Annotated in this window: 23 protein-coding genes and 1 pseudogene; 18 read left to right on the top strand and 6 right to left on the bottom strand. The window is 70.9% G+C overall.

Translation table 11 applies throughout. The features are described 5' to 3' along the window. Positions 1-3 precede the first annotated feature (3 nt). Positions 4-1,137, top strand: a complete 1,134-nt coding sequence (locus tag GGE06_RS09920; RefSeq protein WP_181924373.1) for an IS630 family transposase — start codon at positions 4-6, stop codon at positions 1,135-1,137. Positions 1,138-1,144: 7 nt separating this feature from the next. Here GGE06_RS09920 and GGE06_RS09925 read toward each other — a convergent pair whose 3' ends face one another. Beyond that, positions 1,145-1,429 (bottom strand): DUF3027 domain-containing protein, encoded by a 285-nt coding sequence (locus GGE06_RS09925; RefSeq protein WP_116156874.1) that lies wholly within the window; start codon positions 1,427-1,429, stop codon positions 1,145-1,147. Positions 1,430-1,527: 98 nt separating this feature from the next. Next, positions 1,528-4,545 carry a CHAT domain-containing protein gene (locus GGE06_RS09930; protein WP_184930564.1) on the bottom strand — a complete coding sequence of 1,006 codons (3,018 nt, stop codon included), beginning with the start codon at positions 4,543-4,545 and terminating at the stop codon, positions 1,528-1,530. 62 nt (positions 4,546-4,607) lie between these two features. On the opposite strand from GGE06_RS09930, the gene GGE06_RS09935 reads away from it, so the two are divergent. Together GGE06_RS09935 and GGE06_RS09940 are read left to right on the top strand one after the other, a co-directional pair. Continuing rightward, complete coding sequence (locus tag GGE06_RS09935) at positions 4,608-5,078, top strand: hypothetical protein (protein WP_116156872.1); 471 nt, start codon at positions 4,608-4,610, stop codon at positions 5,076-5,078. A gap of 2 nt (positions 5,079-5,080) precedes the next feature. Further along, on the top strand, positions 5,081-6,016 hold the full coding sequence (locus tag GGE06_RS09940) for a hypothetical protein (protein WP_116156871.1): 936 nt from the start codon (positions 5,081-5,083) through the stop codon (positions 6,014-6,016). A gap of 339 nt (positions 6,017-6,355) precedes the next feature. Here GGE06_RS09940 and GGE06_RS09945 read toward each other — a convergent pair whose 3' ends face one another. The 3 genes from GGE06_RS09945 to GGE06_RS09955 form a co-directional block, all read right to left on the bottom strand. Next, on the bottom strand, positions 6,356-6,739 hold the full coding sequence (locus GGE06_RS09945) for a peptide deformylase (protein ID WP_116156870.1): 384 nt from the start codon (positions 6,737-6,739) through the stop codon (positions 6,356-6,358). An 83-nt stretch (positions 6,740-6,822) separates the two neighbouring features. Further along, the gene (locus GGE06_RS09950; RefSeq protein WP_184930565.1) at positions 6,823-7,593 is read right to left on the bottom strand and encodes a transposase; all 771 of its coding nucleotides are present in this window, start codon (positions 7,591-7,593) and stop codon (positions 6,823-6,825) included. A 61-nt stretch (positions 7,594-7,654) separates the two neighbouring features. After that, positions 7,655-8,062, bottom strand: a complete 408-nt coding sequence (locus GGE06_RS09955; protein WP_116156867.1) for a DUF6188 family protein — start codon at positions 8,060-8,062, stop codon at positions 7,655-7,657. Positions 8,063-8,305: 243 nt separating this feature from the next. Here GGE06_RS09955 and GGE06_RS09960 point away from each other — a divergent pair. The 3 genes and pseudogenes from GGE06_RS09960 (at position 8,306) to GGE06_RS09970 (ending at position 14,076) form a co-directional block, all read left to right on the top strand. After that, positions 8,306-9,543 (top strand): annotated as a pseudogene (locus tag GGE06_RS09960) (IS256 family transposase). 328 nt (positions 9,544-9,871) lie between these two features. Continuing rightward, positions 9,872-12,910, top strand: coding sequence for a LodA/GoxA family CTQ-dependent oxidase (locus tag GGE06_RS09965; protein WP_246532401.1), 3,039 nt, complete (start codon positions 9,872-9,874; stop codon positions 12,908-12,910). Continuing rightward, entirely contained in the window at positions 12,907-14,076 is a 1,170-nt protein-coding gene (locus GGE06_RS09970) for a tryptophan 7-halogenase (protein WP_312883079.1), read from the top strand. The genes GGE06_RS09965 and GGE06_RS09970 overlap by 4 nt, the downstream gene beginning before the upstream one ends. Before the next feature lie 141 nt (positions 14,077-14,217). On the opposite strand, the gene GGE06_RS09975 is transcribed toward GGE06_RS09970, so the two are convergent. Then, positions 14,218-14,583 carry a hypothetical protein gene (locus tag GGE06_RS09975; protein ID WP_184930566.1) on the bottom strand — a complete coding sequence of 122 codons (366 nt, stop codon included), beginning with the start codon at positions 14,581-14,583 and terminating at the stop codon, positions 14,218-14,220. Positions 14,584-14,811: 228 nt separating this feature from the next. On the opposite strand from GGE06_RS09975, the gene GGE06_RS09980 reads away from it, so the two are divergent. From GGE06_RS09980 to GGE06_RS10035, 12 genes are all read left to right on the top strand, one after another. Continuing rightward, positions 14,812-16,041 (top strand): hypothetical protein, encoded by a 1,230-nt coding sequence (locus tag GGE06_RS09980; protein WP_184930567.1) that lies wholly within the window; start codon positions 14,812-14,814, stop codon positions 16,039-16,041. A 120-nt stretch (positions 16,042-16,161) separates the two neighbouring features. After that, positions 16,162-16,380 (top strand): hypothetical protein, encoded by a 219-nt coding sequence (locus GGE06_RS09985; RefSeq protein ID WP_116156864.1) that lies wholly within the window; start codon positions 16,162-16,164, stop codon positions 16,378-16,380. A 7-nt stretch (positions 16,381-16,387) separates the two neighbouring features. Further along, positions 16,388-16,873: a hypothetical protein gene (locus GGE06_RS09990; RefSeq protein WP_116156863.1), complete on the top strand. Its 486-nt coding sequence runs from the start codon at positions 16,388-16,390 to the stop codon at positions 16,871-16,873. A gap of 195 nt (positions 16,874-17,068) precedes the next feature. After that, positions 17,069-17,302, top strand: a complete 234-nt coding sequence (locus GGE06_RS09995; RefSeq protein ID WP_147321022.1) for a hypothetical protein — start codon at positions 17,069-17,071, stop codon at positions 17,300-17,302. Positions 17,303-17,774: 472 nt separating this feature from the next. Further along, the gene (locus GGE06_RS10000) at positions 17,775-18,479 is read left to right on the top strand and encodes a transposase (protein WP_184930568.1); all 705 of its coding nucleotides are present in this window, start codon (positions 17,775-17,777) and stop codon (positions 18,477-18,479) included. 410 nt (positions 18,480-18,889) lie between these two features. Continuing rightward, on the top strand, positions 18,890-20,032 hold the full coding sequence (locus tag GGE06_RS10005; protein WP_184930569.1) for an inositol-3-phosphate synthase: 1,143 nt from the start codon (positions 18,890-18,892) through the stop codon (positions 20,030-20,032). After that, complete coding sequence (locus GGE06_RS10010; RefSeq protein WP_184930639.1) at positions 20,032-20,964, top strand: SCO3242 family prenyltransferase; 933 nt, start codon at positions 20,032-20,034, stop codon at positions 20,962-20,964. The genes GGE06_RS10005 and GGE06_RS10010 overlap by 1 nt, the downstream gene beginning before the upstream one ends. After that, positions 20,961-21,803, top strand: coding sequence for a sugar phosphate isomerase/epimerase family protein (locus tag GGE06_RS10015; protein WP_116156860.1), 843 nt, complete (start codon positions 20,961-20,963; stop codon positions 21,801-21,803). Before GGE06_RS10010 ends, GGE06_RS10015 begins: the two co-directional genes overlap by 4 nt. After that, entirely contained in the window at positions 21,797-22,447 is a 651-nt protein-coding gene (locus GGE06_RS10020) for an EboA domain-containing protein (protein WP_184930570.1), read from the top strand. Before GGE06_RS10015 ends, GGE06_RS10020 begins: the two co-directional genes overlap by 7 nt. Next, on the top strand, positions 22,447-23,295 hold the full coding sequence (locus GGE06_RS10025) for a TatD family hydrolase (protein ID WP_184930571.1): 849 nt from the start codon (positions 22,447-22,449) through the stop codon (positions 23,293-23,295). Before GGE06_RS10020 ends, GGE06_RS10025 begins: the two co-directional genes overlap by 1 nt. A 6-nt stretch (positions 23,296-23,301) precedes the next feature. Then, complete coding sequence (gene eboE / locus GGE06_RS10030) at positions 23,302-24,471, top strand: metabolite traffic protein EboE (RefSeq protein ID WP_184930572.1); 1,170 nt, start codon at positions 23,302-23,304, stop codon at positions 24,469-24,471. Then, on the top strand, positions 24,468-25,856 hold the full coding sequence (locus tag GGE06_RS10035; RefSeq protein WP_116156856.1) for an alkaline phosphatase family protein: 1,389 nt from the start codon (positions 24,468-24,470) through the stop codon (positions 25,854-25,856). The genes eboE and GGE06_RS10035 overlap by 4 nt, the downstream gene beginning before the upstream one ends. The last annotated feature ends 100 nt before the right edge of the window (positions 25,857-25,956 follow it).

The raw sequence follows: 25,956 nt of genomic DNA on the forward strand, positions 1-25,956 counted from the left end.
CGGATGGCAGAGTGGGTACGTGTTCGCGAGATCGATGGCGACGAGGGGCAGCGCCTGTTGCGGATCATCCGCAGAGGCACCGGTTCGGTGGTGACCTGGCGGCGGGCCCAGATGGTGCTGCTGTCCGCGCAGGGCATGCCGGTGGTGAAGATCGCCGAGGTGACGTTCACCAGCGCGGACCGGGTCCGGGACGTGATCCACAACTTCAACGCCGACAGCTTCGAGTCGCTCTACCCGAAGTACAAGGGCGGCCGACCCAGGACGTTCACCCTGCCCGAGCGCCGGGAGATCAAGAAGACCGCGAAGTCCAGGCCGGCCGAGCACGGCCTGCCTTTTTCGACCTGGAGTCTGACCAAGCTGGCGGAGTTCCTGGTCGCCGAGGGGGTGGTCGACGACATCAGCCCCGAGGGCCTGCGCATCCTGCTCCGAGAGGAGGGCGTCTCCTTTCAACGCGTGAAGACCTGGAAGACCTCCCGCGCCCCCGACTACGCGACGAAGAAGGCCCGGGTCGAACACCTCTACGCGATCGCCGACGGCGAGGTCATACCCGAGGAAGGCGAGCCCGCAGTCATCTTCTGCCTGGACGAATTCGGGCCACTCAATCTCCAACCCCACCCCGGATGTCAGTGGGCGGAACGCGGTGGCTGGCACAAGGATCCCGACCGGGAGCCCAGGCCCCGCCGCCGGGCGACCTACACCCGCCCGCACGGTGTACGGCACCTGTTCGCCGCCTACGACCTGGCCAAGGACCAGCTCTACGGACACATCAAGAAGACGAAGAACCGATCGAAGTTCCTGGAGTTCTGCCGCTACCTGCGCTCGCTGCACCCGCTGGACGTGCGCATCGCGATCGTCTGCGACAACTACTCACCCCACCTGACCACCAAGCGGTGCCAGCGGGTCGGGACCTGGGCGTCGGCGAACAACGTCGAGATCGCCTACACCCCGACCAACAGCTCCTGGCTCAACCGGATCGAGGCCCAGTTCACCGCCCTGCGCTACTTCGCCCTCGACGGCACCGACCACCACAGCCACCAAGCCCAGGGCAGCATGATCCGCCGCTACATCATCTGGCGGAACAAGCACGCCGCCGATGAGCGCCTCCGTAGGGTCGTGGCCAGAGTCATCGTTGCCTGAACGGTCTTTACCCGAATGAGCCGTCGGCGCGGTCGGCGAAGCTCTCGCAGCCGTCGTGCTCGAACCGCACTCGCCCATCGAATGACGAGCCAGGGCTGCTGCACGCCCCGTAGTCCCGGCCGAGCTGCCCGCTCAACGGGATCCAGAAGCGGCATCCTCCGCACTGGGCGTCATACCACTCGTCCCGGTAGCCGGACTGAGCCGTCGAGCGGTTCAACGACGCTCGCCAACGCGCATGACACCGATCATTGTGATCTTGATCGTCACCTGTCCAAGGCTCATCCCCGGCCACTCTCGATGTCTCCCCCCGTTCGATCCGAGACTGTCAGTCCCGGCGCTTGCCAGTGATCCTCTCACCGAGAAACAGGGCGGAGGTTCTCTGATGCGGCACTAGGCGCCGGAGTGGAGATAGCCCGCCCAGAGGGACGGGGTGGCCGGGAAGCGGTCGCGCGTGTCTTTGACGGTTCGGTGCAGGGCCGTTGCGGCCCGTGCGGGATCGGGCGCGCCGGTCAGGCCGTCGGCCAGGTGGGTGTAGAAGGACTCGGCGATATCGGCGGCCAGGCGGTCGTCGATGGTCCACATCGTGCCGATGACGTGGGAGAAGCCTGCGAGTTGGCAGGCGCTGGTGAGGTGGATGGCCTCACCGAGCAGCCGGGGGCTGCCGGGGTGCGCGGTGCGGCAGGCGGAGAGATAGGCCAGCTGGGCGTGGGTGAGGTCGGCCCGGGACAGCGCGGAGACCGTCAGCGGCGTCTCGGCGTGGTCCTGGAGGAGTAGCTTGCTCTGCGAGGGATCGGTCGACTCGGTGATGCCGTGGCAGGCGAAGTGGGCGATGGTGCAGTGCTCGAGTTGGGCAAGGACGGTCGCCTTCGTCGCGGGCCGTTCCCCTGACGCGCTGAGGACGACCGGGTCCTTGAGCAGGGCCCGGAGTCGGTCGGTCTCCTGGGCCGCGTGCGGCAGGGGTGCGTGGCCGGGTGTGGTCGACATGGAGACGATCAGGGGCCGCGGCCGGTCGGTGGCGGCGGGGCGGTGGGCGCGTGCGTGGCGCAGGGCGCGGATGGTCGGGGTGTAGGAGGAGACGACACGGTCGAGCACGGTGCGCCGGCCCTGCACGCGGCCGGGGTCCCGGTGGAACCCGGCCGCGTGCAGGGGCAGCAGGCCGAGCATCCCGCCCGGAGCCCACCATACGTGGGGCAACGCGTCCTGTCCGTCGGGGAGTTGACCCAGGGCATCGAGTGCGGTCAGGATCGGTTCGGCAGCCGCCTCCCATAGCCATTCCAGTACCTCGTGCAGCATGCGCTGGGCGGCGATTCGGTCGGCGTCGGGGGCGGTCGCCGCGACCAGCGCGAGGTGGAACTGGCCGATCTGGCGAGCGACTTCCTCGAACGCCAGCCCCGGAAGGGGGCAGGCGGTGACGCCGTCCGGGGTGAGGATCAGGGCGTCGCTGCGGTGGCGGCTCACGTTGAGGGTGACGACGGGGCCGCGGCCGGCCTGCGCGGCCAGTTCGTCGAAAGTAGGAGGCAGCCCGAAGCGGGTGAAGCCGTCGTGGGCGCGGATGCGCCCCAGGAGCGCCTCCATCTCTTTGGCTAGCCTCAAGTGTGCGGAGTGCGAGGGTGCCCCCGGCACGGCGGCTGACGCTCCGACCGTGTCGGCGTCCTCATCGAGCCGGCCGCGTAGGTCGACGAACTCTCGTGCCAGATCCGGGTGTTGGTCCCGCAGCTCGGTCACGTCGCCCCGGATGTCGAGGGACTGGGCGAGCAGGATCGCGCGTCCGGCCTCCGCGAGGCGGAGCGCTCTCGAGGCCCGCTCCGGTGCGGACACCCCGGTGTCGGACAGGGCAAGCGCGATCGCGTCCGCGGTTAGCTGGTCGCCGTGGGCGCCCAGTGCGCGCTGCTGGTCCCCTCGGCGCAGTCGGCGCGGAGCAACCTCGGGCAGCAGCAGGATGGCCTGCTCGAGGAACCGGGCCGCGCGCCCGGGCTCGGACGGCGCGGCCAGCTCGGCGGCCAGCCGGGCGGTGCCCACCCGCAACAGCGGCGGGGCCGTCCTCATCGCGACGGTGCGTTCCCACACCCCCAACGCCTCGTCACGGTCCTCGCTCGTGCCGTCGCGCTCGTACCGCTGTTGCAGCACGCTCCCCAGCACACTCATGACCATCGCCTGGTCCGGGTGGTCGAGTTGGGCCGCGCCCCGGGCCGCCGCACGGCAGACCGCCACCGCTTCATCGAGGTCGCCGAAGTCACCCAGAGCGTCGAAGCGGTCCCGCAGCGCCTCGACGAGCCCGATCTGGTACATGGTCCGCTCGGGATCACCGACAGGCGTGGCCCGCACCGCACGGTAGCCGTACTCGATCGCCTCATTCACGTCCTCGGCGTTCTTGGTGTGCGCGAAGAGCAGCCGCAGCACCCCGCAGGCGTTGGAGAGGTACCGGGCATACTCGAAATGGGTGCGCGGCGCGATCCGGACGACGAAGCGATTCATCCGTGCCGCCTCCACGATGTCGTCGGCCTCTAGGTAAGTCGCGTACCGCGCGAGAAGCGCGTTGGCGTGGTTGGTTAGGAGCATGGTGTGGTCGGGATGCCGCTCGGGCGCCTGCGCGATAGCCTCACCGGCAGCCTGCAGTGCCGCACCCAAGTCGAGGCGGTCTCCCGTGCGGGCGTAGCGGGTCAGCAGCACCTTGGACAGGCCCGTCAGGTAGAGGCAGCGGTCGGGGTCGTCATCCGTCGCGGTGCGGACAGCCTCGCGACCGGCCTCGACGGCGCCGTCCAGGTCCTCGGCGTCCTCTCCCTGTTCGAAGCGCAGGTGCAGGGCAGTACTGAGGTGGAACCAGTAGGTGGCCCGACCCGGCCGGCCGGCGGGCAGGGTTTCGGCGATCTCGCGGGCGACCTCCACAGCACAGTTCAGGTCGACGGGATCGCCCGCGATCTCCCACCTGCGCCGCCAGGCCAGGCCCAGGCTGCTCAGGCCCGAGTAATACGCCACGTGGTCCTCCGGCAGATGGAGGGTGATCCGGCTCCACACCGCCACAGTCAGGGCCGCATCCCGCACGCCCACGGGCGTCCGCAGGGTGCGTAAGAGCATATTGGTGGCTTCGGGGATCGCCGACTCGGCCAGGGGGAGCAGCAGTGGTTCCGGAAGCAATTGCTCGCCGCCGAGGAACGGGATCGCGAGAAGCTGGAGCGCGACCCCACGCTCCGCCTCGGCACGCGGCTCGGGAAGCTCCTGGGAGCGCCAGAAGTAGAACCAGCCCAGGGCGACTAGGACTTCGGCGTCCACCGCCGTCTCGTTCACCCCGTACTGCATGAGCTTCATGGCATCGCCGATCGCGGCCTGTTCCATGACGGGCGATCGGTCACCGGTGGCCACCACCTCGTTGAGCCTGGCGCGGATCGACTCCAGTAATGCGTCACGCATACTCATCCGTGCTCCCTGCGGTGGCCGAACGGTCACGAGGCACCGGAACTGAAGGTTGCCCGGTGTGGTCCTTCTTCTACATCATGACGGCACAGGTCCGCTTCCAGTTCCGCCGGAGCGGGTTTCGGCGATCGGGGGATACGATGGACGACCGGCACGACGCGCGGACCGGGGGCACGGGCGACGACATCGCCTACGTGTGCACCCAGCTGGACCGCATGCGCGAGGATCTCCAGGCTTATGGGCCGCAGGGCGCCGAGCCGTTGGAGCGGGTGGTGGCGGCCGTGCGCGCCGGGCAGGATCCCACCGCGCCGCTAGACGCGCTGCACGAGGCGCTGCTGTTCGCCGGGGACGCGACGGGGGTGCGCGGTCAGGGACGTGGCCTGTTCCCGATCGGGGTCGGGGCCCAACGTCCCGACGGCTGGCTGCTGTTATGCCCCACCGGGCAGTGCGCACGCTATGCCTGGCCGGACGCTCAGGAGCCGTCCGGGTGCCGCATCACCGGTCAGCCGTTGCGCCGCGAACGGCTGTAGCGGTGGGCGGATTCCTTACTGCTCTGGGGCAGAAGCTCGCCGAGCGTTGGCTGACGCTTCTGGTGCTGCCCGGAGCCCTCTTCCTGGCCGTCGCGACCGCCGCACACACTCTTGGTCAGGCCCACGCCCTTGACCGCCGACTGCTCGTCTCCCGCGTCACGGAGTGGGCCGAGGAGCCCGCGGCGAGCACGGTCGGCGGGCAGGTCGTCCTGCTCGGCGCGGTCCTCGCAGCCGCGGCGGCCGCCGGGCTTGCTGCGCAGGGCGCGGGCGCGCTGGTGCAACGCACCGTACTGGCCGCCGACTGGCACTCCTGGCCGCGTCCGCTGCGCCGGGGAGCTCGCGCCCTGGTTGCCCGCCGCCGTGCCCGCTGGACCTCTACCGCCACCCGCTACCATCGGCAACTGGACCGCGACGCCATGGAGTTGGCGCACAGTGGCCGACGCGCCGACCCTGCCGTCCGGCATGCCCTGCACCGGGCGTTGCTCCGCGTCGCCGCCGAGGAGCCAGACCGGCCCACCTGGAGCGGCGACCGCCTGCACGCCGTGGTCGTCCGCCTGGAGCGCGACCATCACGTGGATCTGCCCTTCGTGTGGCCGCACTTGTGGCTGACCCTGCCCGAAACCGCTCGCGCCGAGGTCACCGTCGCTGAACAGGCGCTGACCCGCGCGGGCGCACTGGCCGGGTGGGCGCTGTTGTACGCCCCGCTGACCATGTGGTGGTGGCCCGCCGCTCCGTTGGCCGTGGCGCTCACGCTGGTCGCCAGGCACCGCATCCGCACCGCCACGGACGCCTACGCCCAGCTCCTGGAGGCCGCAGTCCATCTGCACCTCGGCGACCTGGCCGACCAGCTCCGGATTGACCCCCCAGGCCCGCCGGACACGGCCCTGGGCGACGCCCTCACAGCCCGCCTCCGGCCCCGGACGTCTCCGCCGCGCTGATCTCCCCCGATGGTCGTCGGCGCGCAGCCAGGACCGGCCGACGGCTTCCCAGTCACCGCGCCGTCCTCATCGCACACCTCCGACGACGCTATGCCGATCAGCCGACTATCTCACCGAGATAATTTCCGGCTACGAGAATCTTGCCAGATCCAGCTGGTCATGGCCGCCGTCACCCGAGGCCCCTTCGGCGTTCTTTAACCCGAGCGGCGTTGGAACACCACGAGGGCCCCTGTGTCAGTACGGAGCCTGATCCGCGATGCCCAACGTCATGTCTCACACCAGCGAACCACCGTCAACAGACTCGACCCGGATGGCACTGTCCCCATGTCGACCAGCGCGCTACTGGCTCTCTCCGTACTGCCACTGCCTACCAGTCCCCTTGTACTCAGCAACCGGGATCACCTCGCAGCCAGGAAGCATCCGCGACACGTACAGCACGCCGTCCAGATGATCGAGTTCATGCGCGACTAGTCGGGCGAGCCCATCAGTGAACATCGCCGTCCGGGCCTTGCCGTCGAAGTCCTGATGCTCAACCCGCAACGCACGCGGACGGGGAACCTTCCCGCGGACGTCGAAGAAGGACGGGCAGCCTTCGTAGTGCTCATCAACCTCCGGTGACGCCTCCACTACGGTCGGGTTCAGGAGAACGATCACGCCCCCTTCAGGCGGCCGGACGATCGCCGCACGCCGAGCGAGGCCGACCTGAGGGGCGGCCACCCCCATGCCCTTAGTACTCCAGCAGCGGTTCGCTAAGGGCTGTCCCGTAAATGATCTGCGGCGTGCCAATCGACCAGCGGCGCTGTGTCTTACCCGACGAGGGTGAGGTTGTGGAGGCGGGCGATGCCGCGCATAGCGTGGTGAACACCCTCGCCCTTGAGGCGGCAGTCGCGGAGGATCTTCCACGCCTTCATACGGGCGAAGGCATGCTCGACGCGAGCCCGGACCTTGCGGTGGGAAGCGTTGTGCTCCTCTTTCCAGGCCGGTAGTTCGGCCTGACCGCGTTCCCGGCGGTGCGGGATGATCAGGCCGGTGCCGCGGTAACCGCCGTCAGCGATCACAGTTGCCCTGTCAACGATGGCCTTCGCACCGGACAGCTCCCATGCCTTGCAGTCGTTGCGGTTGCCTGGCAGGGGCCGGCCGACGGCGACGACGAACCGGGTGTCGGCGTCGATGACGACCTGGTGGTTGGTGGAGTACCGGTAGTTCTTCGAACGCTCGGCGACGACGTGGTCGCGGGTGGGGACCAGAGTGCCGTCCACGATGAGCACGGCGTCCTTCGCGAACCGCTTGCGGGGCCGGAGCGCGAGCAGGGGTCCGAGGTGGTTGATGACTCGGCCAGCTGTGGACTTCGAGACGCCGAACAGCGGAGCGAGCTGCCGCAACGTTAGATTGGTACGCCAATAGGCCGTGACCAGCAGCACCCGATCCTCCAGCGGCAGACTCCACGGCCGACCTCGGTGGATCACATCTCCTCCATCGCGCCGCAACGCCGTCAGCAGTTTGCTGAAGCAGCGCGGGCTCAGCCCTGCGAATGGGGTTATCCAAGACGGCTCCGATGCCGTGATCACACTCGCCACATCATGATCATCGATCAGGGCCGGTCCATGCTCGAAGCCCGGGTCATCGAACGAGGCCGGACTACGTCTCGGAGCCGGGATCGCTTACTGCCACCCCGCCGCCGGGCTTGGCGGTGAGAACTCCATGGTCGCGGACCGTCACTCTCCATGCTGACCGCTCGTCATTGACCGGCACCAGCAAGCGCCAACCGCCCGCGAACAGGACTCGGAGAGCTCCCTGATCGGAAACGCTGACCTCGGCAACAGCCTGACGCAACAGCTCCGTAGCCTTGCCGAGGTTCGTCTGCGGCCACGCCGAAAGCCCGTACGCCCGCTCGTCAGCCACAAGTTCCGCCCCCGAGCACAGCATGATCTCGTTCGACTCGATGCGGAGCCGAAGCCGGTCGTCGATGACGAGCTCTGACACGCCCAGCCCGCGGAGCGCAGGCACGCGCCAACCATCATCCACCCGCACTATGCCCAGAGTCATGACGGCACCCTACCGATCCCCGGAGCCGAGATCTTTGCGGGACAACCCTTAGCTGGCCTGGTCAGAGGCATCGTCGGGAGTGTAGTTGGCTGATGGCTCATCAGGGGTGGGTTGCGTCCAAGGAAGTGGTGTACGGGTTCGACCTGCTCCGGGGGTTTGCTCCGGCGTCAGGATGGTGCCCGCATAGACGAACGGCCACCGGCTGATCTTCGAAGTGTCGAAGCCTCGAAGGAGATCAGCACGATGACCGCACCAGGCAGTCTGCCCCTGCACGCCCTCACCGAGAACAACCTCGCCGCGGCGAGTCCCGATCTGCTGCGCGCGATGATCAAGACGTTCGCCGACGCGCTCATGTCCGCGGAGGCCGACGCGCTCTGCAACGCCGAATACGGGCAGGTCAGCGACGAACGCGTCAACCACCGCAACGGCTACCGCCCGCGCGAGTGGGACACCCGCGCCGGCACCGTCGAGCTCGCCGTCCCCAAGCTGAGGCAGGGCAGCTACTTCCCGCACTGGCTCCTCGAACGCCGCCGCCGGGCCGAACAGGCCCTCATCTCGGTGGTCGCCACCGCTTACCTGCTGGGCGTCTCCACCCGCCGGGTGGAGAAACCCGCCGAGTCCCTCGGCGTCACCCAGCTGTCGAAGTCGCAGGTCAGCGCGATGGCACGGCATCTGGACGAGCAGGTCGCAGCCTTCCGCAACCGGCCCCTGGACGCCGGCCCCTACGCGTTCGTCTGGGTCGACGCGCTGACCCAGAAGGTCCGCGAGGGCGGCCGGATCGTCAACGTCCACGCACTGATCGCGGTCGGCGCCAACGCCGACGGCCACCGCGAGATCCTCGGCCTGGACGTCGCCTCCAGCGAGGAGTCGCCGGCCGGCTCGCCTTCCTGTGCTCCCTGATCGCCCGCGGCCTCACGGGCGTCCAGCTCGTCGTCTCCGACGCCCACGCCGGCCTCGTCGACGCGATCGGCGCCACCCTGCCCGGCGCGTCCTGGCAGCGCTGCCGCACCCACTACGCGCGGAATCTGCTGAGCCAGGTCCCGAAATCGGCCCAGCCCTGGGTGGCCACGCTGCTGCGGACGGTCTTCGAACAGCCCGACACCGACACGGTGAAAGCACAGATGCGGCAGGTCCCGGACGCGCTGGAGGCCAAGTTCCCCAAGGCGGCAGCGCACTTGGACGCCGCCCAGCATGACCTGCTGGCCTTCGCGGCCTTCCCGCGCGAGATCTGGAAGCAGATCTGGTCGAACAACCCACAGGAACGGCTGAACAAGGAGATCCGCCGCCGCGCCGACGTCGTCGGCATCTTCCCCGACCGCACCGCTGTGATCCGGCTCGTCGGCGCGGTCCTGGCCGAGCAGAACGGCGAGTGGACCGAGGCTCGCCGCTACATGGGCCGCGAACTCCTCGCCAAGGCCCGCCTCCACCCGATCGAGTCAGAAACCGACGAACCCGCCATCCCGGCCGAACTCACCGCATAGCCTCTGACGAGATCACCGAGTGGCCGTCGATACACCACTCCAGCGGACGTGACCCCACCCTGCCCCCGTGACGCGCAGCCCTTCCTCGCTCATCCCCTTTCCCTTCGCCGGAACTCCTCCGACGCTGCCCCTGTCGACCGCGTCGGCCGCAAGCGGTGCTGGGCGATCGGAGTGACTCGGCCTGCGCCGGGCTGCGGGAATGCTCGGTTCGGGCGTACGTCGGCGCGCGGATCCCGGACGCTCTGTGCACGCTTGGCTGGGGCCGAGCAGCCGGGAAGCGGCGTTCACCGGGCCCCCGGACCAATCGCCGCACTGACGGGAGCACAGCATGATCGGGAAGCCCGAACCCTTCGACGACGCCGAAGGCGCTCCTCCGCTGCCGGACTGCGCCGAGGACGCCGCCGCCGCGCTGAAGCAGATGTTCGTGGACATGACCCAGGGCGTCCGGATGGCCCGGGGCCAGGACCCGGTCAAGCGGCCGGTCTTCCTCAAGCCGCACGGCGTCGCCCGCGGCGTGCTCACCGTCGCCGACGACCTGCCGGCCGAGCTACGCGTCGGCTTCCTGCGCAGCGCCCAGGAGCAGCCCGGCGGCCTGACCGCCTGGGTGCGCTTCTCCAGCGACACCGTGCCCGGCAGCCCCGACCTGATGACCACCCTCGGCATCGGCATCAAGCTGTTCGGGGTGCCCGGGCCGAAGCTGTTGGAGGGCGACACCGAAGCCGGTACCCAGGACCTGCTGATGCAGAACCACGACGTCTTCTTCGTGGACACCGCCCAGGACATGTGCGAGTTCACCAAGGCCGGTGTCGTCGAAGGGAGTTACGACCGGTACCTGGCCGACCACCCGGTGACCAAGGAGATCCTCGACGCGATGGCCGTGTTCGAGGAGAGCGTCCTGACCACCACCTACTGGGGCGTGCTGCCGTACGCATTCGGGCCCGAGCGCTTCGTCAAGTACAAGCTGGTGCCAGCCGGTTGCGCATCGGGCGACCCGGCGGCGACGCCGCCCGACGAGGACCCGACCTACCTGGGCACCGACCTCGCCCGCCGGCTCGCCGCCGGACCGGCCGCCTTCGACCTGCTGCTCCAGTTCCGCACCGACCCGGAGGCCATGCCCCTGGACAAGGCCACCGTGCGCTGGGAGGAGACCGCGAGCACCCCCGTCAAGGTCGCCCGGCTGACCCTCCAGCAGCAGGACGTCACCTCCCGCGGCCAGGCGGCCTACGGCGAGAACCTCGCCTACAACCCGTGGCACAGCCTCGCCGAGCACCGACCCGTCGGCAGCATCGCCGAGGTGCGCAGGACCGTCTACCAGGCCTCGGCCGAGCAGCGCCGCGACGTCAACGGCGTCCCGGCCGCCGAACCCGGCCCGGCCCGCCCGCAGATCACCCCGCCGTCCGGCCGCGACACCCGGATCGTCCGAGCCGCCGTCCACCCCGCGATCGGCGTGGCCCGGGTCGGCGACAGCATGATGGACGACTTCATCCTCGCCCCCGAGGTCGACCACCCGGACCTGCCGCCCACCGGGAGCTACAAGGACGTCACCGGCGCCCTCAAACGCCAAGCCGTCCGCTTCCGGGTCTACGGCTACAACGCCGCCGGTGAGCCGGTCGCCGAACTGACCGCCGACAACGCCGACCTGCGCTGGACGGTGCACGTCGCCAACTCCAAGGCCGCCTGGTACCAGTTCCAGATCGCCCTGGACATCCCCGAGGCGGGCCAGGCCGACACCAGCAACCTGCGCAACGCCAAGATCCCGGCCGACCAGCGAGGCCTGCTGACCATCAACCCCGGACCCCGCTCGGTGCGGGGGCGCAACCGCTCCGGCAAGCCCGAGTACCGCTTCGACACCGGCACCTTCATGGACAGACGGGTCTACCTCGGCGAGGTGCGCACCGACGACAGTGGCCGGCTGATCTTCCTCGGCGGCCACGGCGCCTCGGCCTCGGCCGCCGATGCCCCCGCCGACACCTTCGCCAACAACGACGGCTGGTACGACGACGTATCCGACGGCCCGGTCACCGCCGAGGTCAGCATCGACGGGCGGAAGATCCCCGTCGACCCGGGCTGGGTGGTCACCGCGCCGCCCAACTACGCGCCCGAACTCACCTCGGTGCGCACCATGTACGACCTGGTGCGCGGGTCCTTCTTCGAGGCGGGCCTGCTTCCCGAACCGCAGCAGGTGTCGTTCACCCGCGACGTGCTGCCCGTGCTGCGCCGGCTGTCCGGCCTGCAGTGGGTCAACAAGGGCCTGGCCGTCCAGTTCGGCCACGGCGGGCGTGACGACCTCCTCGGCCCGGCCCGGCTCGCCGCCCTCGCCGACCCCTCGCCCGTCCAGAGGGAGCTGCGCCGCCAGGTCTGGCTCTCCGTGCGCGACTACGACCGCGACGGCGTGTCCCCCGTGCCGTGGCCGGCGGTCTACGGCGACGCGATGAACCTGCCGCCTCAGTCGGTGCGCCAGCACATGACGCTCTCACCGCTGCAGTACCGCCTCCTGCAGCGCTGGGCCCGCGGGGACTTCGCCAACGACTACGACCCGGCGCAGAAGCCGCCCGCCACGATCGACGACGTCCCGTTCGCCCAGCGGCCCGAGACCCTCGACCGGGCGGCCCTGTCGTTCTGCCTCGCCGACGCCTTCCACCCCGGCTGCGAGCTGACCTGGCCGATGCGTCACACCACGCTGTACAGCAGCCCCTTCCGGGTGCGCCACCGCGACCCGGCCGCGCCCCCGCCGCCCTTCTACGGCCAGGCGCTCACCCCGGACGTCGCGCTCTCCCTCGACGGCCCGCTGCACGCCCAGGGCCCGGGCGACCTGACCCGCTGGATGGCCGTGCCGTGGCAGACCGACACCGCGAGCTGCCGCTCGGGCTACGAGTACAGCGTCACCCTCGGACTGGGTCCCTACGACCCGTACCTGCCGACCTTCTGGCCGGCCCGGGTGCCCAACCACGTGCTCGCCGAGGAGGACTACGAGGTCGTCCTGGACACCTCCCGCCCGATGAGCGAGCGGCTGGCCGCCTTCGGGACAAGGAAGACCTGGCTGCGCTGGCTGCCCGCCCCCTACCTCGACGCCATCAACGCGATGGTGCAGGACTTCGGCAAGCTCGGCGTGGTCGAGCGCCGACCGGGGCCGACGGACGACCCCCGGTTCCCGGCGGAGCTCCTGGTGGAGTCCGAGGTGAGCTTCCCGCGCGAGCCCGCCCCGCCGGCGGGGCGAAACCTGGTCACCGTGCACGTGGACCGCGCAGCCGACCCGGTCCTCGGCGCGTCCGCCATGGCCACCGCGGTCACCATGGCGGACGTCCCGGACGAGGAGGTCTCGGTGGGCTTCATCGACAAGGTCAAGCGCTTCCGGACGCACCGGTGACCACCCGCCTGCGCCCGCCCAGGCCGCCCGCCGCCGTCGTCGCAGGCGGCGGCCCGGCGGGTGCCGTCGCGGCGCTCGTCCTGGCGCGCAGCGGCCACCGCGTGCTGCTGCTTGAGGACGGCGGGCCCGGGCGGGGGGAGACGGCCGGGCCGGCTTTCAAGATCGGCGAGTTCCTGCCGCCCGTCGCCCGCCCGCTGCTACGCGACCTCGGGCTGCTGGACGGCTTCCTGGCCGCCGGTCACCCCGTGTCCACCGGCACCTACGCCGCCTGGGGCTCGGCCTCGCTGCACGGCCGCAGCCACCTGTTCGACCCGTACGGGCACGGCTGGCACCTCGACCGACTCCGCTTCGACGCCTTCCTGCGCGGGGCCGCCGTCGCGGCCGGTGCCGAGCCGCTGCGGGCGACGGCGCTGCGCCGGGAGGCTGGGCGCCTGATCGTCCGTGAGCAGGCCGCCGGCACCCTGACGGCACTGCCGGCCCGCTGGGTGATCGACGCCACCGGCCGACGCTGCGTCATCGGCCGCCGCCACGGCCGGCGCCGGCGGCAGGACCGGCTGGTTGCCGCGTACGCAGTGTTCCCCGACCGGGATGCCGCGGGCCGGGACCACCCGGCGGCCGCCGAGGCCCGTACCCTGGTCGAGGCGGCGCCGCACGGCTGGTGGTACACCACCCGGATCCCGGCCGGACGTCTGGTCGCCCACCTGACCGACGTCGACCTCGCCGAGCCGTCCATGAAGACCCCGCACGGATTCTGGCACGCGCTCACCCGCACCAGCCACCTACGGCGGCGCCTGGCCGACCACGACCCCGCTGCCACTCCCGTACCGCGCTGGGCACCCGCCCACGGCCTGCGGCTCACCCCGGCGGCCGCCCCCGGCTGGATGGCGGCCGGGGACGCCGCGATCGCCTTCGACCCGCTCTCCTCGCAGGGCATCCTCACCGCGCTGCACACTGGCGCCCGCGCCGGACGCGCCGTCGCCGACTGCCTGGCCGACGAGGGCGCGACGACCACCGCCCTCGCCGACTACACAGCGTTCCTGGAGAGGGTCGCGACGGCCTACCGCGACAATCATGCGTACGCGTACGGACAGGAGCAGCGTTGGCCCCTGAGCCCTTTCTGGCAGCGCCGCAGGACGGGCGGGCAGCCCTCGCCGGACATAGCCTGAAGGAACCGGAACGCTCGTCCAATGGGTCAGCCATGACTACTCCGACAACCGCTGTACTGGACGCGACCGAGATCACCCAGGCGGTGCAGGACCTCCAGCACAGCGTCACCCTGATCGCTGGAAGGCCACCGTGATCCGCGCCTACGTGAGCGGCACGTTCGGCCCCGCCGCCGTGGTGAGCGGCGCCCTCAAGCTGGTCAGGTCCCCCACGGATCCCGGTTTCACCGTCCTGTCGGCCAACACCGTCTCGGTCAATCCGAGCGTGCCCCAGGACCTGGCCACCCGCCGTGGCGACGTCACGCTGAGCCTCAACTTCCTGCTGCCGCCCGCGCTGACGACCGAGGGGGCGCTCAGCGTGAGGTCGCTCACCCTCACCGACACGGTGAGCGGGAACCCCGTCCGGGTCAGCGCGCCCGCCAACGGCCCGACCGTCTGGTTCCACAACTCACCGCCACTACGGGTGAAGGTCTTCGGGCTGCGGTACGAGGGCGGGGACGTGCCGGGCACCCACACTCCCCGGGACCTCGACCACACCGCGCTGATCAGCTGGCTCGAGCGCGCCTACCTGGTGCCCGACGTCATCAGCTCACGTACCGTCATCGATGTGGTCGCCCCGGCCCCGTTCACGTGCGAGGACACCAACGCGCAGCTCGCCGCCATCCGCGCCCTGGACATCAGCGGGGGCGGGGACCCGCGCACTCACTACCTCGGTCAGGTGGCCGACGGCGGTTCTTCATGCGTGGCTGCTCCTCCGGCGTCCCCGCGGCGCCGGACCCGGCGACCGTCGCGTCGTCACCGTGCGGAGCGGCCGACTGGGGCTGGGACTTCGACGGCGCCTACAGCGACTGGTACGGGGGCCACGAACTCGGCCACACCTTCGGCCGTCGGCACCCCGGGTTCTGCGGGGAGTCCCCGGACGACCTGCAGAACCACCCCTTCCAGAAGGGGCAGCTCGCCGACTCACCGGACACCTTCGTCGGATTCGACGTCGGCGACCTCGCACTGAACCTGCCGATGAGGGTGAGGCCCGGGGTGCAGTGGCACGACGTGATGACCTACTGCGACCAGCAGTGGATCAGCAGCTACACCTATGAGGCCATCCGTCAGCGCCTGATGGCCGAGAAGGCGCTCACGGCTGGTGCCCCGGTACCCGAGGGCTCGACGGCCACCCCGGCCCCGCTGCCCGAGGGTGCCCCGGCACCGCTCCCAGTCGTCCCGGTCGCCGGGTCCGCAGGGCCCGCCGCGCCCACCGGCGGTCGCCCCGACGAACGGTTCCCGCAACTGTCGGTCACCCGCGCGGCTGCTCCGGAGGCGGGGATGATCGCCCGGGCGGGTGGCGCGCTCGCGGGGGCCGAGCAGCTCGTCAGCGTCGTCGGCACGGTGAACCTCACCAGGCGTGAGGGCGGCATCCGCTTCGTCAACCCAGTGTCACCGCTGGCCGCTCAGCCCGCCGTCTCCGGCGAACCCGGCCCGAACGGGGAGACCCCGGTGGTCCTGCGGATCAAGCAGGCGGACGGCGGGGCGCCCCGCGAGGTCCCGGTCCCGGTCAAGCTGGCGTCCGAGCTGGCCCCGGGAGCCGACCGTACCGGCCTGGTCGACGCCGTGGTGCCGGTCGGACCCAGCCCGGCGGCGATCGAGCTGATCGTCGGTGGGCAGGTCGTGGACGCCTTCCGAGCCGCCGGCGCACCCCCGGCCCTGCGCACCGCCCGGCACGCCGGGGCCGACAACGGGGCGTTCGGGCTGGCACTGGACTTCGACGAGGCGCCGGAGCCCGGCCGGACCTTCGCCGCACAGGTCAGCACCGACGACGGCGTCACCTGGCAGACGGTCGGCGTCGGTCTCAAGGACCCGGTCATCCAGGTCGACCACAGCCAGTTCCGCCCGGGCCAGCAGGTCCAGCTGAGGATCATCTCGACCAACGGGTTCACCAGCACGGTGGCCGACATCCAGCAGATCCAGGTCTGACCCACCCGCCGGCGGCGGGGCGTTCCCACTCCAACAGGTGACAGATCGTGCAGCATCGGCCACTCTGTGCAACCGTTGCTACGCCACCAAACCGTGGTAACGGCAACACAGGAGAACCTCATGAACGCCAAGCAGATCTCACCGAAGCAGCTAGCCGCGGCCGCGGCCCAGGGTGTCGCGATCGCGATCGCGGCCCGCCAGGCCTCGGGCGAGTTCGACATCTCCAGGCCCATCGTCGCCGGCTTCTTCCCCGAGGAGCTCTTCGAGGTGACGCTGGCCCAGAGCTTCGACGGACAGCTCGCGGTGGAGAACGTCCAGCCGCTCAAGACTCCGCGGTAGACCCGCGATGCCGCAGGACCAGGCCGACGACGGCGCGGAACTGCTCTGCCCCAGCGCGCCGGCCGATGCGGCCGGGGCGGTCCTGATCGGAGTCGTGGCGGGCACGCCCGGCGCACCGCGGGTCACCCCGACCGCGCACGCGATGCCCGTCACCCTTGAGATCACCGAACTCGCCCGGCCCGCGTCATCCGGCGAGGTCTTCCGCGTCGCGGCACCCTGCCGGACGTCGGGCTGCGCCCACTTCAAGAAATCGGCATGTCAGATCGCCTCCCGCAGCGCCGTGCTGCTGGACGAGGTGGTCAGCGAGCTGCCGAGGTGTCCGATCCGTGCCCAGTGCCGCTGGTTCCACCAGGAAGGGCCCTCGCTCTGCCGGCGTTGCCCGCAGATCGTCACGGAGCAGCACCGGCCATCGTCGGAGATGCTACGGATCGTGAACGAGACCGATCCGCCGCCGGGTCCAAGTGCCGGCGGCGATCGCGGCCCGTCACAGTGAGCCGCCTCGGCCCCGGACGGCGTGCGGGCACCCCGGCCGGTCCGCACCGCTCGACGTGACGCCCGTTCAGGCCGCCACCACGTTGCGGAGGCGGCCTGAACGGGATGCCGGCCGTCTGGGGTCAGCCGTCGTCGGCGGCCCTGTCGGTGTCGGCGCGGCCCGTTCATGGACGCCGCAAGCTCATACATGGCGAACATGACGTTCAACCCGCTGGGTGACGGAGCGCAGCTCGGCTACGTCACGGAGACCACTGACCCGTTGACGGGTGCCGACGAGGTCCGGCGGGGATTGCCTCCCCGTCCTCGGACAGCCACGGCGTCGGGCGGTCGACTCACGCCGGTCTGCAGTGCCGGGTCCTCTGCCGTCGACCACATCGTGATCAAGGCGAAGGACCCGGATGGGTCCTTCTTCGAAGGCGCCCTGCACTGAGGCCCGATGCTGGACGAGGCTGCGGCGCGAGCCGCGGCCCTACTGCCGACACTGAGGACGGGGATGGGGACCGCCGTGTTGCTGTCTGCCGAGCCTGGCTGACCTGAGTGCTCAGCGAGGCTGGTCGTTCTCCCAGCGGGGGAGTCTCGATCGGGTGAGTGCGGTGGCCGCCGCGCATGAAAGCAGGGCCTCTTGGTAGCTCAAGGGTTTCTACGCCAACGAGCATTCCAGGAGCCCCTGTTGACGCAGTGCTACGGCATCGCGTGGGCGGAGTCCACTTCTGCCACTCTCGCGTGTGACTGCCTGGCTCACCGGTTCGGGAACGCCGCCGACCACGGGGTCCGTGCGCGCCGCTACCCGACGGACATGTCCGATGCGGAGTGGGCGATGGTGCGGCCGCTGTTGCCGGTGCCGGTGCCGGGCCGGCTGCGGGGGGCGGGGCGGGCAGCCGGAGGCGTACTGCCACCGCGCGATGCTGGACGCGGGCCGCTACCTGGTCGACAACGGAACGAAGTGGCGGGTGATGCCGGCCGATTTCCCGCCGTGGGACTGGGTTTACGCGTTCTTCCGCCGTTGGCGAGACCACGGCATGGTCAAGGAGTTCCACGACCGGCTCCGCAGCAAGGTCCGCGAGCAGGCGGGGCGGGAGCCGGAGCCGACCGCGGGTGTGATCGACGGCGGCAAGCTGGTCAACGGCCGCAAGCGGCACGCTGTGGTCGACACCCTCGGCCTGCTGCTGGGGGTGATAGTCACCTCGGCGGACATCGGCGACCGCGCCGCCGGGCAGGTTCTGCTCGCCCAGGTGGCGGCCGCGCACCACCGGCCGGTGCTGGTCTGGGCGGACGGCGGCTACACCGGCAGCCTCGTCGAGTACGCACTCGCCGCCCTCGCCCTGGTCCTGGCCATCGTCAAGCGCAGTGTGACGGCATGCGCGGCTTCGTCGTGCTGCCCAAGCGGTGGATCGTGGAGCTTTCCGCGCAGCTGGAAGAGTTTCACCGGGGCGCCGAAGGGATCCGGACCATCCGCAAGGCGCTGCTGGAGCTCCCCGGGCCGGTTCCGTTCGAGCCGCAGTCCCGAAGTTGTTGGGCCATCCGGCCTACCCGCAGATCATGGCGGTGCTCGCCGCGACCGGCGTCCCACTGCGGGTGTGGCAGGCGTGCGAGGCATGCGGCCGTAAGCCGCCCTGAGTCTCCGGAACCTGCCCGCTCGTCTGCGGCGAAGCGACAAGTAGGCCCGGCGAGCCGGACTGGATCCTCCAGTTGGACGTACGCAGGCGCGATCGGCCCGGGCGGACTCATCCATGAGCATTATTGCCGATTGACCTGCTGTGGTGGCCTTTTGAGCTTCCGCGACGCCGGCAGCCCGTCACGTTTCGATGCGCTTCAGGTCGGCCTTGGTCGCGTACGCGTTGCCACCTGCGACCGGAGGTCTTCAGGTGCTGGTGCGACTCGACGACAGGTTCGCGCAGTCGCGGCCCGTGAATCCTCGCAAGAGGGGCATGAATATCAAATAGAGGTGTAATGGGATCTTATCCCGTAATATCCGGGTTACAGACCGTCGAGAGTCGGTGCCTTTGGGAGGCAGCCTGTGTCCCTTCACGCCAACGGGTCCGAGCCCGAGGACGGATCCCGGACTGGAGTGTGGTTCGTCGGGGCGCGGGGCTCCGTCGCCGTTACGGCGGTTGCGGGGTGCGCCGCCGTTACCGCCGGGCTGCTGCCGCCGACCGGTATGGTTACCGAGACCCCGCCGTTCGTGGGGAGCGGGCTGCCCGCCCTGTCCTCGTTCGTCTTCGGAGGGCACGACACGGCGGGTTACCCGCTGCCCAAGAAGGCGGAGTCGCTGGCCGCTGCGGGAGTGCTGCCACATGGGCTGCCGTCAGCGGTGCACGCCGAACTTGACGCCGCTGACGCGGAGATACGGACCGGCGGGCCGTTGCCCGCAGACCCCCGAGGCGACGAGGAACTGATCGCGGGCTTCGCGTCCGACATCGCCGGCTTCGCGAGCCGATGCGGTGCGGCTCGCACGGTCGTGGTCAACGTCGCGACCACGGAGCCCGCGCCCGCCGCGGGCGAGGCCCGTCTGCCCCCCAGTTCGCTGTACGCGGCGGCCGCGCTGCGCGCCGGCTGCCCTTATGTCAACTTCACGCCGTCCCCGGGCCTTCGTCACACGGCGCTGCGTGCGGCGGCTCGCGACGCGACGGTGCCCCACGCGGGCCGGGACGGCAAGACCGGGCAGACCCTGCTCCGGGCCGTGCTCGCGCCCATGTTCCGGCAGCGCGCCCTGGACGTGCGCGCCTGGTCCGGAACGAACCTGCTCGGCGGAGGGGACGGCGCCGCGTTGGCGGACCCCGGAGCTGCCGCCGCCAAGAATGCCGGCAAGAACCGGACGCTGCACGACACCCTCGGTTCGCTGCCCGAAGGGAAGGTGCACATCGATGATGTGCCGGTGCTGGGGGACTGGAAGACTGCCTGGGACCACATCGCCTTTGACGGCTTCCTCGGTGCGCGGATGTTCCTGCAGACGACCTGGCAGGGCTGTGACTCGGCGCTGGCCGCACCCCTGGTCCTCGATCTGGCGCGGCTGCTTGCCCGCGCCCACCAGGCGGGGATCACGGGCCCGCTCCCGGAGCTGGGCTTTTACTTCAAGGACCCCGACGGAGGCTCCTCGGCGCTGGCCGATCAATACACGGCCCTGCTGGGCTTCGCCGAGCGACTGCGGGAGCCACGGTGATGCCGGCCGACGGTCGGGGAACCGCCGCGCGGCCTGCGTCCCGACTGCGTGCCTGGGCAGAACTCCTGAGAGTCTCCGCCCTGGTCACGGTTCCGGGTGATGCGCTTGCCGGGGCGGCGGCCACCGGGGAGCGGCCGACCCGCAGTACCGGGTTCGCGATGGGCGCCTCACTGTGCCTGTACGCGGCAGGGATGGCCCTCAACGACTGGGCGGACCAGAACGAGGACGCGACCTGCCGGCCGCACCGCCCGATCCCCTCCGGTCGGATCAGGCCGGGCACCGCGCTCGCGGCCTCGGCTGGCCTGACAGCGGCTGGCCTGGCGCTGGCTCGCCAGGCGGGCCGCGAAGCCGCGCGGACCGCGGCGGTCCTCGCGGCCACGGCGTGGGCGTATGACCTGGGCCTGAAGCGGACCAAGGCCGGCCCGGCAGTCATGACGGCGGCCCGTTGTCTGGACCTGCTCCTGGGCGCCGTGGCCACGTCCCGCTCAGGAACGCGGGCTGCGCTGGGTCCGGCGGCCGCCCTGGGAGCGCACACCTTCGCCGTCACGATGGTCTCCCGCCACGAGGCGCTGGGCGGCTCGCGGACCGCCCCCCTCGCCGCGCTCGGCACGACAGCAGTGGTGGGGATCGTGACGAGCCGTCGGCGCGGGCTCGGGCGTCGTCGGAGCCGTTCCCCCGAAGGCCTCACCCACGCCGGGCTCGCGGCCGGGTTCGCGGCCGGGTTCGCGGCCGGGTTCGCGGGGCCGTTGATCCGTGCAGTGCTCGATCCCTCGCCCGCCCTCACTCGGCGGGCCGTCGGTGGCGGGATCCGGGCGATGATCCCGCTGCAAGCTGCACTGGCGGCACGGGACGGCTCGGTCGGTGCCGCGGCGGCCATCATCACCCTGGCACCGGCCGCGCGGAGGCTCTCACGGAGGGTCAGTCCGACATGAGCCTGCGACTCGGCTACGGCACCAACGGCCTGACCGACCTCAGGCTCGACGACGCCCTTGCACTCCTCGCCGACCTGGGCTACGACGGGGTTGGGCTGACCCTCGACCACATGCACCTCGACCCGGCAGCCCCCGATGCGCTCGCCCGCGCCCGGCAGGTGGCGCGGCGCCTCGCTCGGCTCGGCCTCGGCGTGACCGTCGAGACCGGCGCACGCTACATCCTCGACCCTCGGCGCAAGCACGGACCCTCTCTGATCGACCCCGACCCCGAAGCGCGCGCCACCAGGGCCCGGCTGCTGGTGACCGCCGTGCACATCGCCGCCGAACTCGGGGCGCACGCCGTGCACTGCTTCAGCGGCACCGTGCCGGACGGAGCGGATGACGGCACCTCGTGGAAGCGGCTTGGCCAAGCGCTCGAACCGGTACTCGCTGCGGCGGAACGCGAAGAGCTGCCCCTTGCCGTCGAGCCCGAGCCCGGCCACCTCCTCGGCACCCTCGCCGACTTCCACCGCCTGCGCGCGGATCTCGGCGACCCGGATGTCCTTGGCCTCACACTGGACATCGGGCACTGCCAGTGCCTCGAGCCAGAGCCGCCCGCCGACTGCGTGCGGGCCGCCGCACCCTGGCTGCGACATGTTCAAATCGAGGACATGCGCCGCGCGGTCCACGAGCATCTGCCCTTTGGCGAAGGCGAGATCGACTTCCCGCCCGTTCTCGATGCCCTGAGCGCTGTGGGCTATCGGGGCTTGACCGTCGTCGAACTGCCACGGCACTCGCACAGGGGCCCGGACCTCGCCGAGCGCTCCCTGCGCTTCCTACGGAATGGAGGCACATGGTGACCACCCCACCGGCAATCACGAGAGCGGCAGCGGACGAGCCGTCCACAGCCCTCGACGAGCGGCTGCCGCCCGCCGCCCGGGCCTGGCTCGACGCGGCCCTTGCCGAGGCGGCCGCACCCGCAGCCCCGGCCGGACACCGGCGGAGCCTGCCGGCCTGGGAGTTGCGCTTCGCCGAGGCCGGCCGCCGCTGTGGTTCCGACGCCGCCGACACGGCGCGCGTCCTGCTGCTGCACACCGCAGGCGCCAGCGCCGCCACCGCGGCGCGGCTCTACCGCCGGGGCACCGCCGACGAACGCCGCGCCGTGCTGCTCGCCCTGCCCGGTTTGGAGCTCGCCCCCGCGGAAGGGCTGCCGCTCGTGGAGGATGCGTTGCGAACCAGCGACCCCCGCCTGATCGCCGCTGCAGTCGGCCCGTACGCCGCCGAACACCTCGCCCCGCACGCCTGGCGGCACGCGGTCCTCAAGTGCCTGTGCACCGGGGTCTCCGTGGCCGCGGTCGCCGGCCTGGCCAGGCGGGCCCGCGGCGACGCCGAACTCGCCCGCATGCTTGCCGACCACACCGGCGAAAGCACAGCCGCCGGCCGCCCCGTACCCGTCGACCTGTACCTCGTCCAAGCCCTGGCCGCAGAGGCGGAGGAGCCCTGATGCGCATCTTCGACCCGCATATCCATATGACCTCCCGCACCACCGACGACTACGAGGCCATGCGCGCGGCGGGCGTGCGGGCCGTCGTCGAGCCCTCGTTCTGGCTGGGTCAGCCACGCACCTCGCCCGCCAGTTTCCTGGACTACTTCGACTCACTGCTCGGCTGGGAGCCCCACCGAGCCGCCCAGTACGGCATCACCCACCACTGCGCGATCGCCCTCAACCCCAAGGAGGCCAACGACCCGCGGTGTGTGCCCGTCATCGACGAACTGTCGCACTACCTCGTCAAAGACCACGTCGTCGCTGTCGGCGAGATCGGTTACGACTCCCAGACCCCCGCCGAGGACACCGCGTTCGCAGCCCAGCTCCAGCTCGCCCACGACCACGGGCTTCCCGCCCTCGTCCACACCCCGCACCGGGACAAGCTCAACGGCCTACGTCGCACCATCGACGTCGTGCGCGAGTCGGCCCTCCCTCCGGAGCGGGTGCTGCTCGACCACCTCAACGAGACCACAGCCAAGGAGGCCAAGGACAGCGGAGCTTGGCTCGGCTTCTCCGTCTACCCGGACACCAAGATGGACGTGGACCGCATGGTCGCCGCCCTCAAGGACTTCGGGACCGAACGCGTCGTGGTCAACTCCGCCGCAGACTGGGGTAGGAGCGACCCCCTCACGACCCGCAAGGTCGGCGATGCCATGCTGAGAGCCGGGTTCGGCGAGGACGAGGTCGACCAGGTGCTGTGGCGCAACCCCGTGGCATTCTACGGAATGAGCGGACGGCTGGGTCTCGACCGCGGCAGACCGGACACCCCCTACGAGGGCAACTCCATCCTGCGCGGCGAGGAGTAGGCCCTCGTGCGTTTCCGCCACCCCAACGGCGACGTCGTCCACCTCGCTTACTGCACGAACGTCCACCCGGCCGAGACTCTCGACGGGGTGCTCGCCCAACTCCGCGACCACTGCGAGCCGGTGCGACGGCTGCTCAGGCGGGATCGGCTTGGCATCGGCCTGTGGCTCTCCAGAGACGCAGTCCGCACCCTGACCGCGCACCCCGCCGCCCTGCGTCGGCTGCGCTCCGAACTCGACCGGCGCGGCCTCGAGGTCGTCACCCTCAACGGCTTCCCCTATGAAGGATTCGGCGCCGCCGAGGTCAAGTACCGCGTCTACCAGCCCGACTGGACCGACCCCAGGCGTCTGGCCCACACCGCCGACCTGGCCAGGCTCCTCACCACACTGATGCCGGACGACGCAGCAGAGGGCACCATCTCGACTCTCCCCGTCGCCTGGCGCACCCCCTTCGACGCGGTCCGGGCGCGGGCCGCCCGTGCTGCTCTGGCCGCGCTCGCGGAACGGCTCGCCACCCTCGAGGCGGAGACCGGCCGCCGCGTCCGCGTGGGCCTGGAGCCGGAGCCCGGCTGCGTGATCGAGACCACTGCCGAAGCCATCGCGCAGCTCACCACCGTCCCCGGCGACCGCATCGGTGTCTGCCTGGACACATGCCACCTCGCCACCTGCTTCGAGGACCCACGCACCGCGCTCAACGCTCTCCAGGCCGCCCGGATCCCCGTGCCCAAGGTCCAGCTCTCCGCCGCGCTGCACGCCGAGCACCCCTGTCTGCCCGAAGTACGCGAGGCCCTCGCGGCATTCGCCGAGCCCCGCTTCCTGCACCAGACCCGCACCCGGACCGCCGGCGGCCTGCTCGGCACCGACGACCTCGTGGAGGCGCTGGCCGGCGGCGTCCTGCCGGACGAGTCTCCGTGGCGCGCGCACTTCCATGTTCCCCTGCACACGCCGCCCTCCCCTCCGCTCACCTCCACCACCGACGTACTCCGGGACACCCTGGAACACCTCATCGGCGGCCCGACGCCGCTGAGCCGCCACCTCGAGGTCGAGACCTACACCTGGCAGGACCTCCCTTCGGAGCTGCGCCCCGGCGGCCCCGGCCAGCTCGCCGACGGCATCGCCGCCGAACTGGCCTTCGCCCGCGACCTCCTTGTCGATCTAGGCCTCAAGGAGCTGCCATGACAAGCCACCGCCCGCCACGGCCCCTCCTCGTCCTCGACGTCGCGGCCCTGACCCCGCGCCTACTCGACTGCATGCCCCGCCTCGCAACGCTGGCCCGGTCCGGTTCATGGGCACACCTGGGAACGGTGCTGCCCGCCGTGACCTGTGCTGCACAGTCCACCTTCCTCACCGGCACGCTCCCAGCGGAACACGGCGCCGTGGGCAACGGCTGGTACTTCCGTGAACTCGGCGAGGTGCTCCTGTGGCGTCAGCACAACGGACTGGTCCGCGGCGACAAACTGTGGGACGCGGCCCGGCGCGCACACCCCGGCTACACCGTCGCCAACGTCTGCTGGTGGTACGCGATGGGCGCAGAGACCGACATCGCCGTCACCCCCCGCCCCGTCTACCGCGCCGACGGCCGCAAGGAGCCCGACTGCTACACCCGCCCGCCCCGGCTCCACGACGAGCTCACCCGGGCACTCGGCACCTTCCCCCTGTTCCGCTTCTGGGGACCGGGCGCGGGCATCGACTCGAGTCGCTGGATCGCCGAGGCCACCCGCCACATCATGCGCTCCAGCGCTCCGGACCTCGTTCTGTCCTACCTGCCGCACCTCGACTATGACCTGCAACGGTATGGCCCCGACGACCCGCGCTCCCAGCGGGCCGCCGCCGAACTCGACTCCGTGATCACCCCGCTCGTTGACGACGCCGAGGCCGAGGGCCGCACCGTCGTCGTCCTGTCCGAGTACGGCATCACCCGTGTGAGCCGCCCGGTCGACATCAACCGGGCCCTGCGCCGCGCCGGACTGCTCGAGGTGCACACCCAGGAGGGCATGGAGTATCTCGACCCCGCGGCCTCACGCGCCTTTGCGGTGGCCGACCACCAGGTAGCGCACGTCTATGTGCGCCGTCCGGAGGACTTGGAGGCTGCCCGCGGGGTGCTCCTGGCCCTCGACGGCGTGGAACGGCTCCTCGACGACGGGGGCAAGAAGGACCACGGCCTGGACCACCCGCGCTCGGGTGACCTGGTCGCCGTGGCCGAGCCCGGCGCCTGGTTCACGTATTACTACTGGCTGGACGACGCGGCCGCCCCGGACTTCGCCCGGACGGTGGAGATCCACCGCAAGCCCGGCTACGACCCCGCCGAGCTGTTCTTGGACCCCCTCGATCCCTGGGTGAGAGCCAGGGCGATGTGGGTGCTCGCCCGCAAAAAACTCGGCATGCGCTACCGCATGGCAGTCGTACCACTCGACCCGTCGCCCGTCCGCGGCAGTCACGGCCGCCTGCCCGAGGACCCCGATGACGGGCCGGTCATCGTGTGCTCAGCTTCCGGGGCCGTTTGCGGTCAGGTCGAGGCCACCGATGTGAAGCCGCTGCTCCTGCGGCTGGCGGGCCTCGGGTAGTGCGTGCCCGGCCCCCACCGGGAGCCCGTTGCCGGGACGGCGGGCCCGCAGTTTTCCTCGCCCCAGGACAAAGGCACGTGAGGATTCGTCTCCGGCCTGC

The sequence above is a fragment of the Streptomyces nymphaeiformis genome, assembly GCF_014203895.1.
GTDB classification, from domain to species: Bacteria; Actinomycetota; Actinomycetes; order Streptomycetales; family Streptomycetaceae; genus Streptomyces; species Streptomyces nymphaeiformis.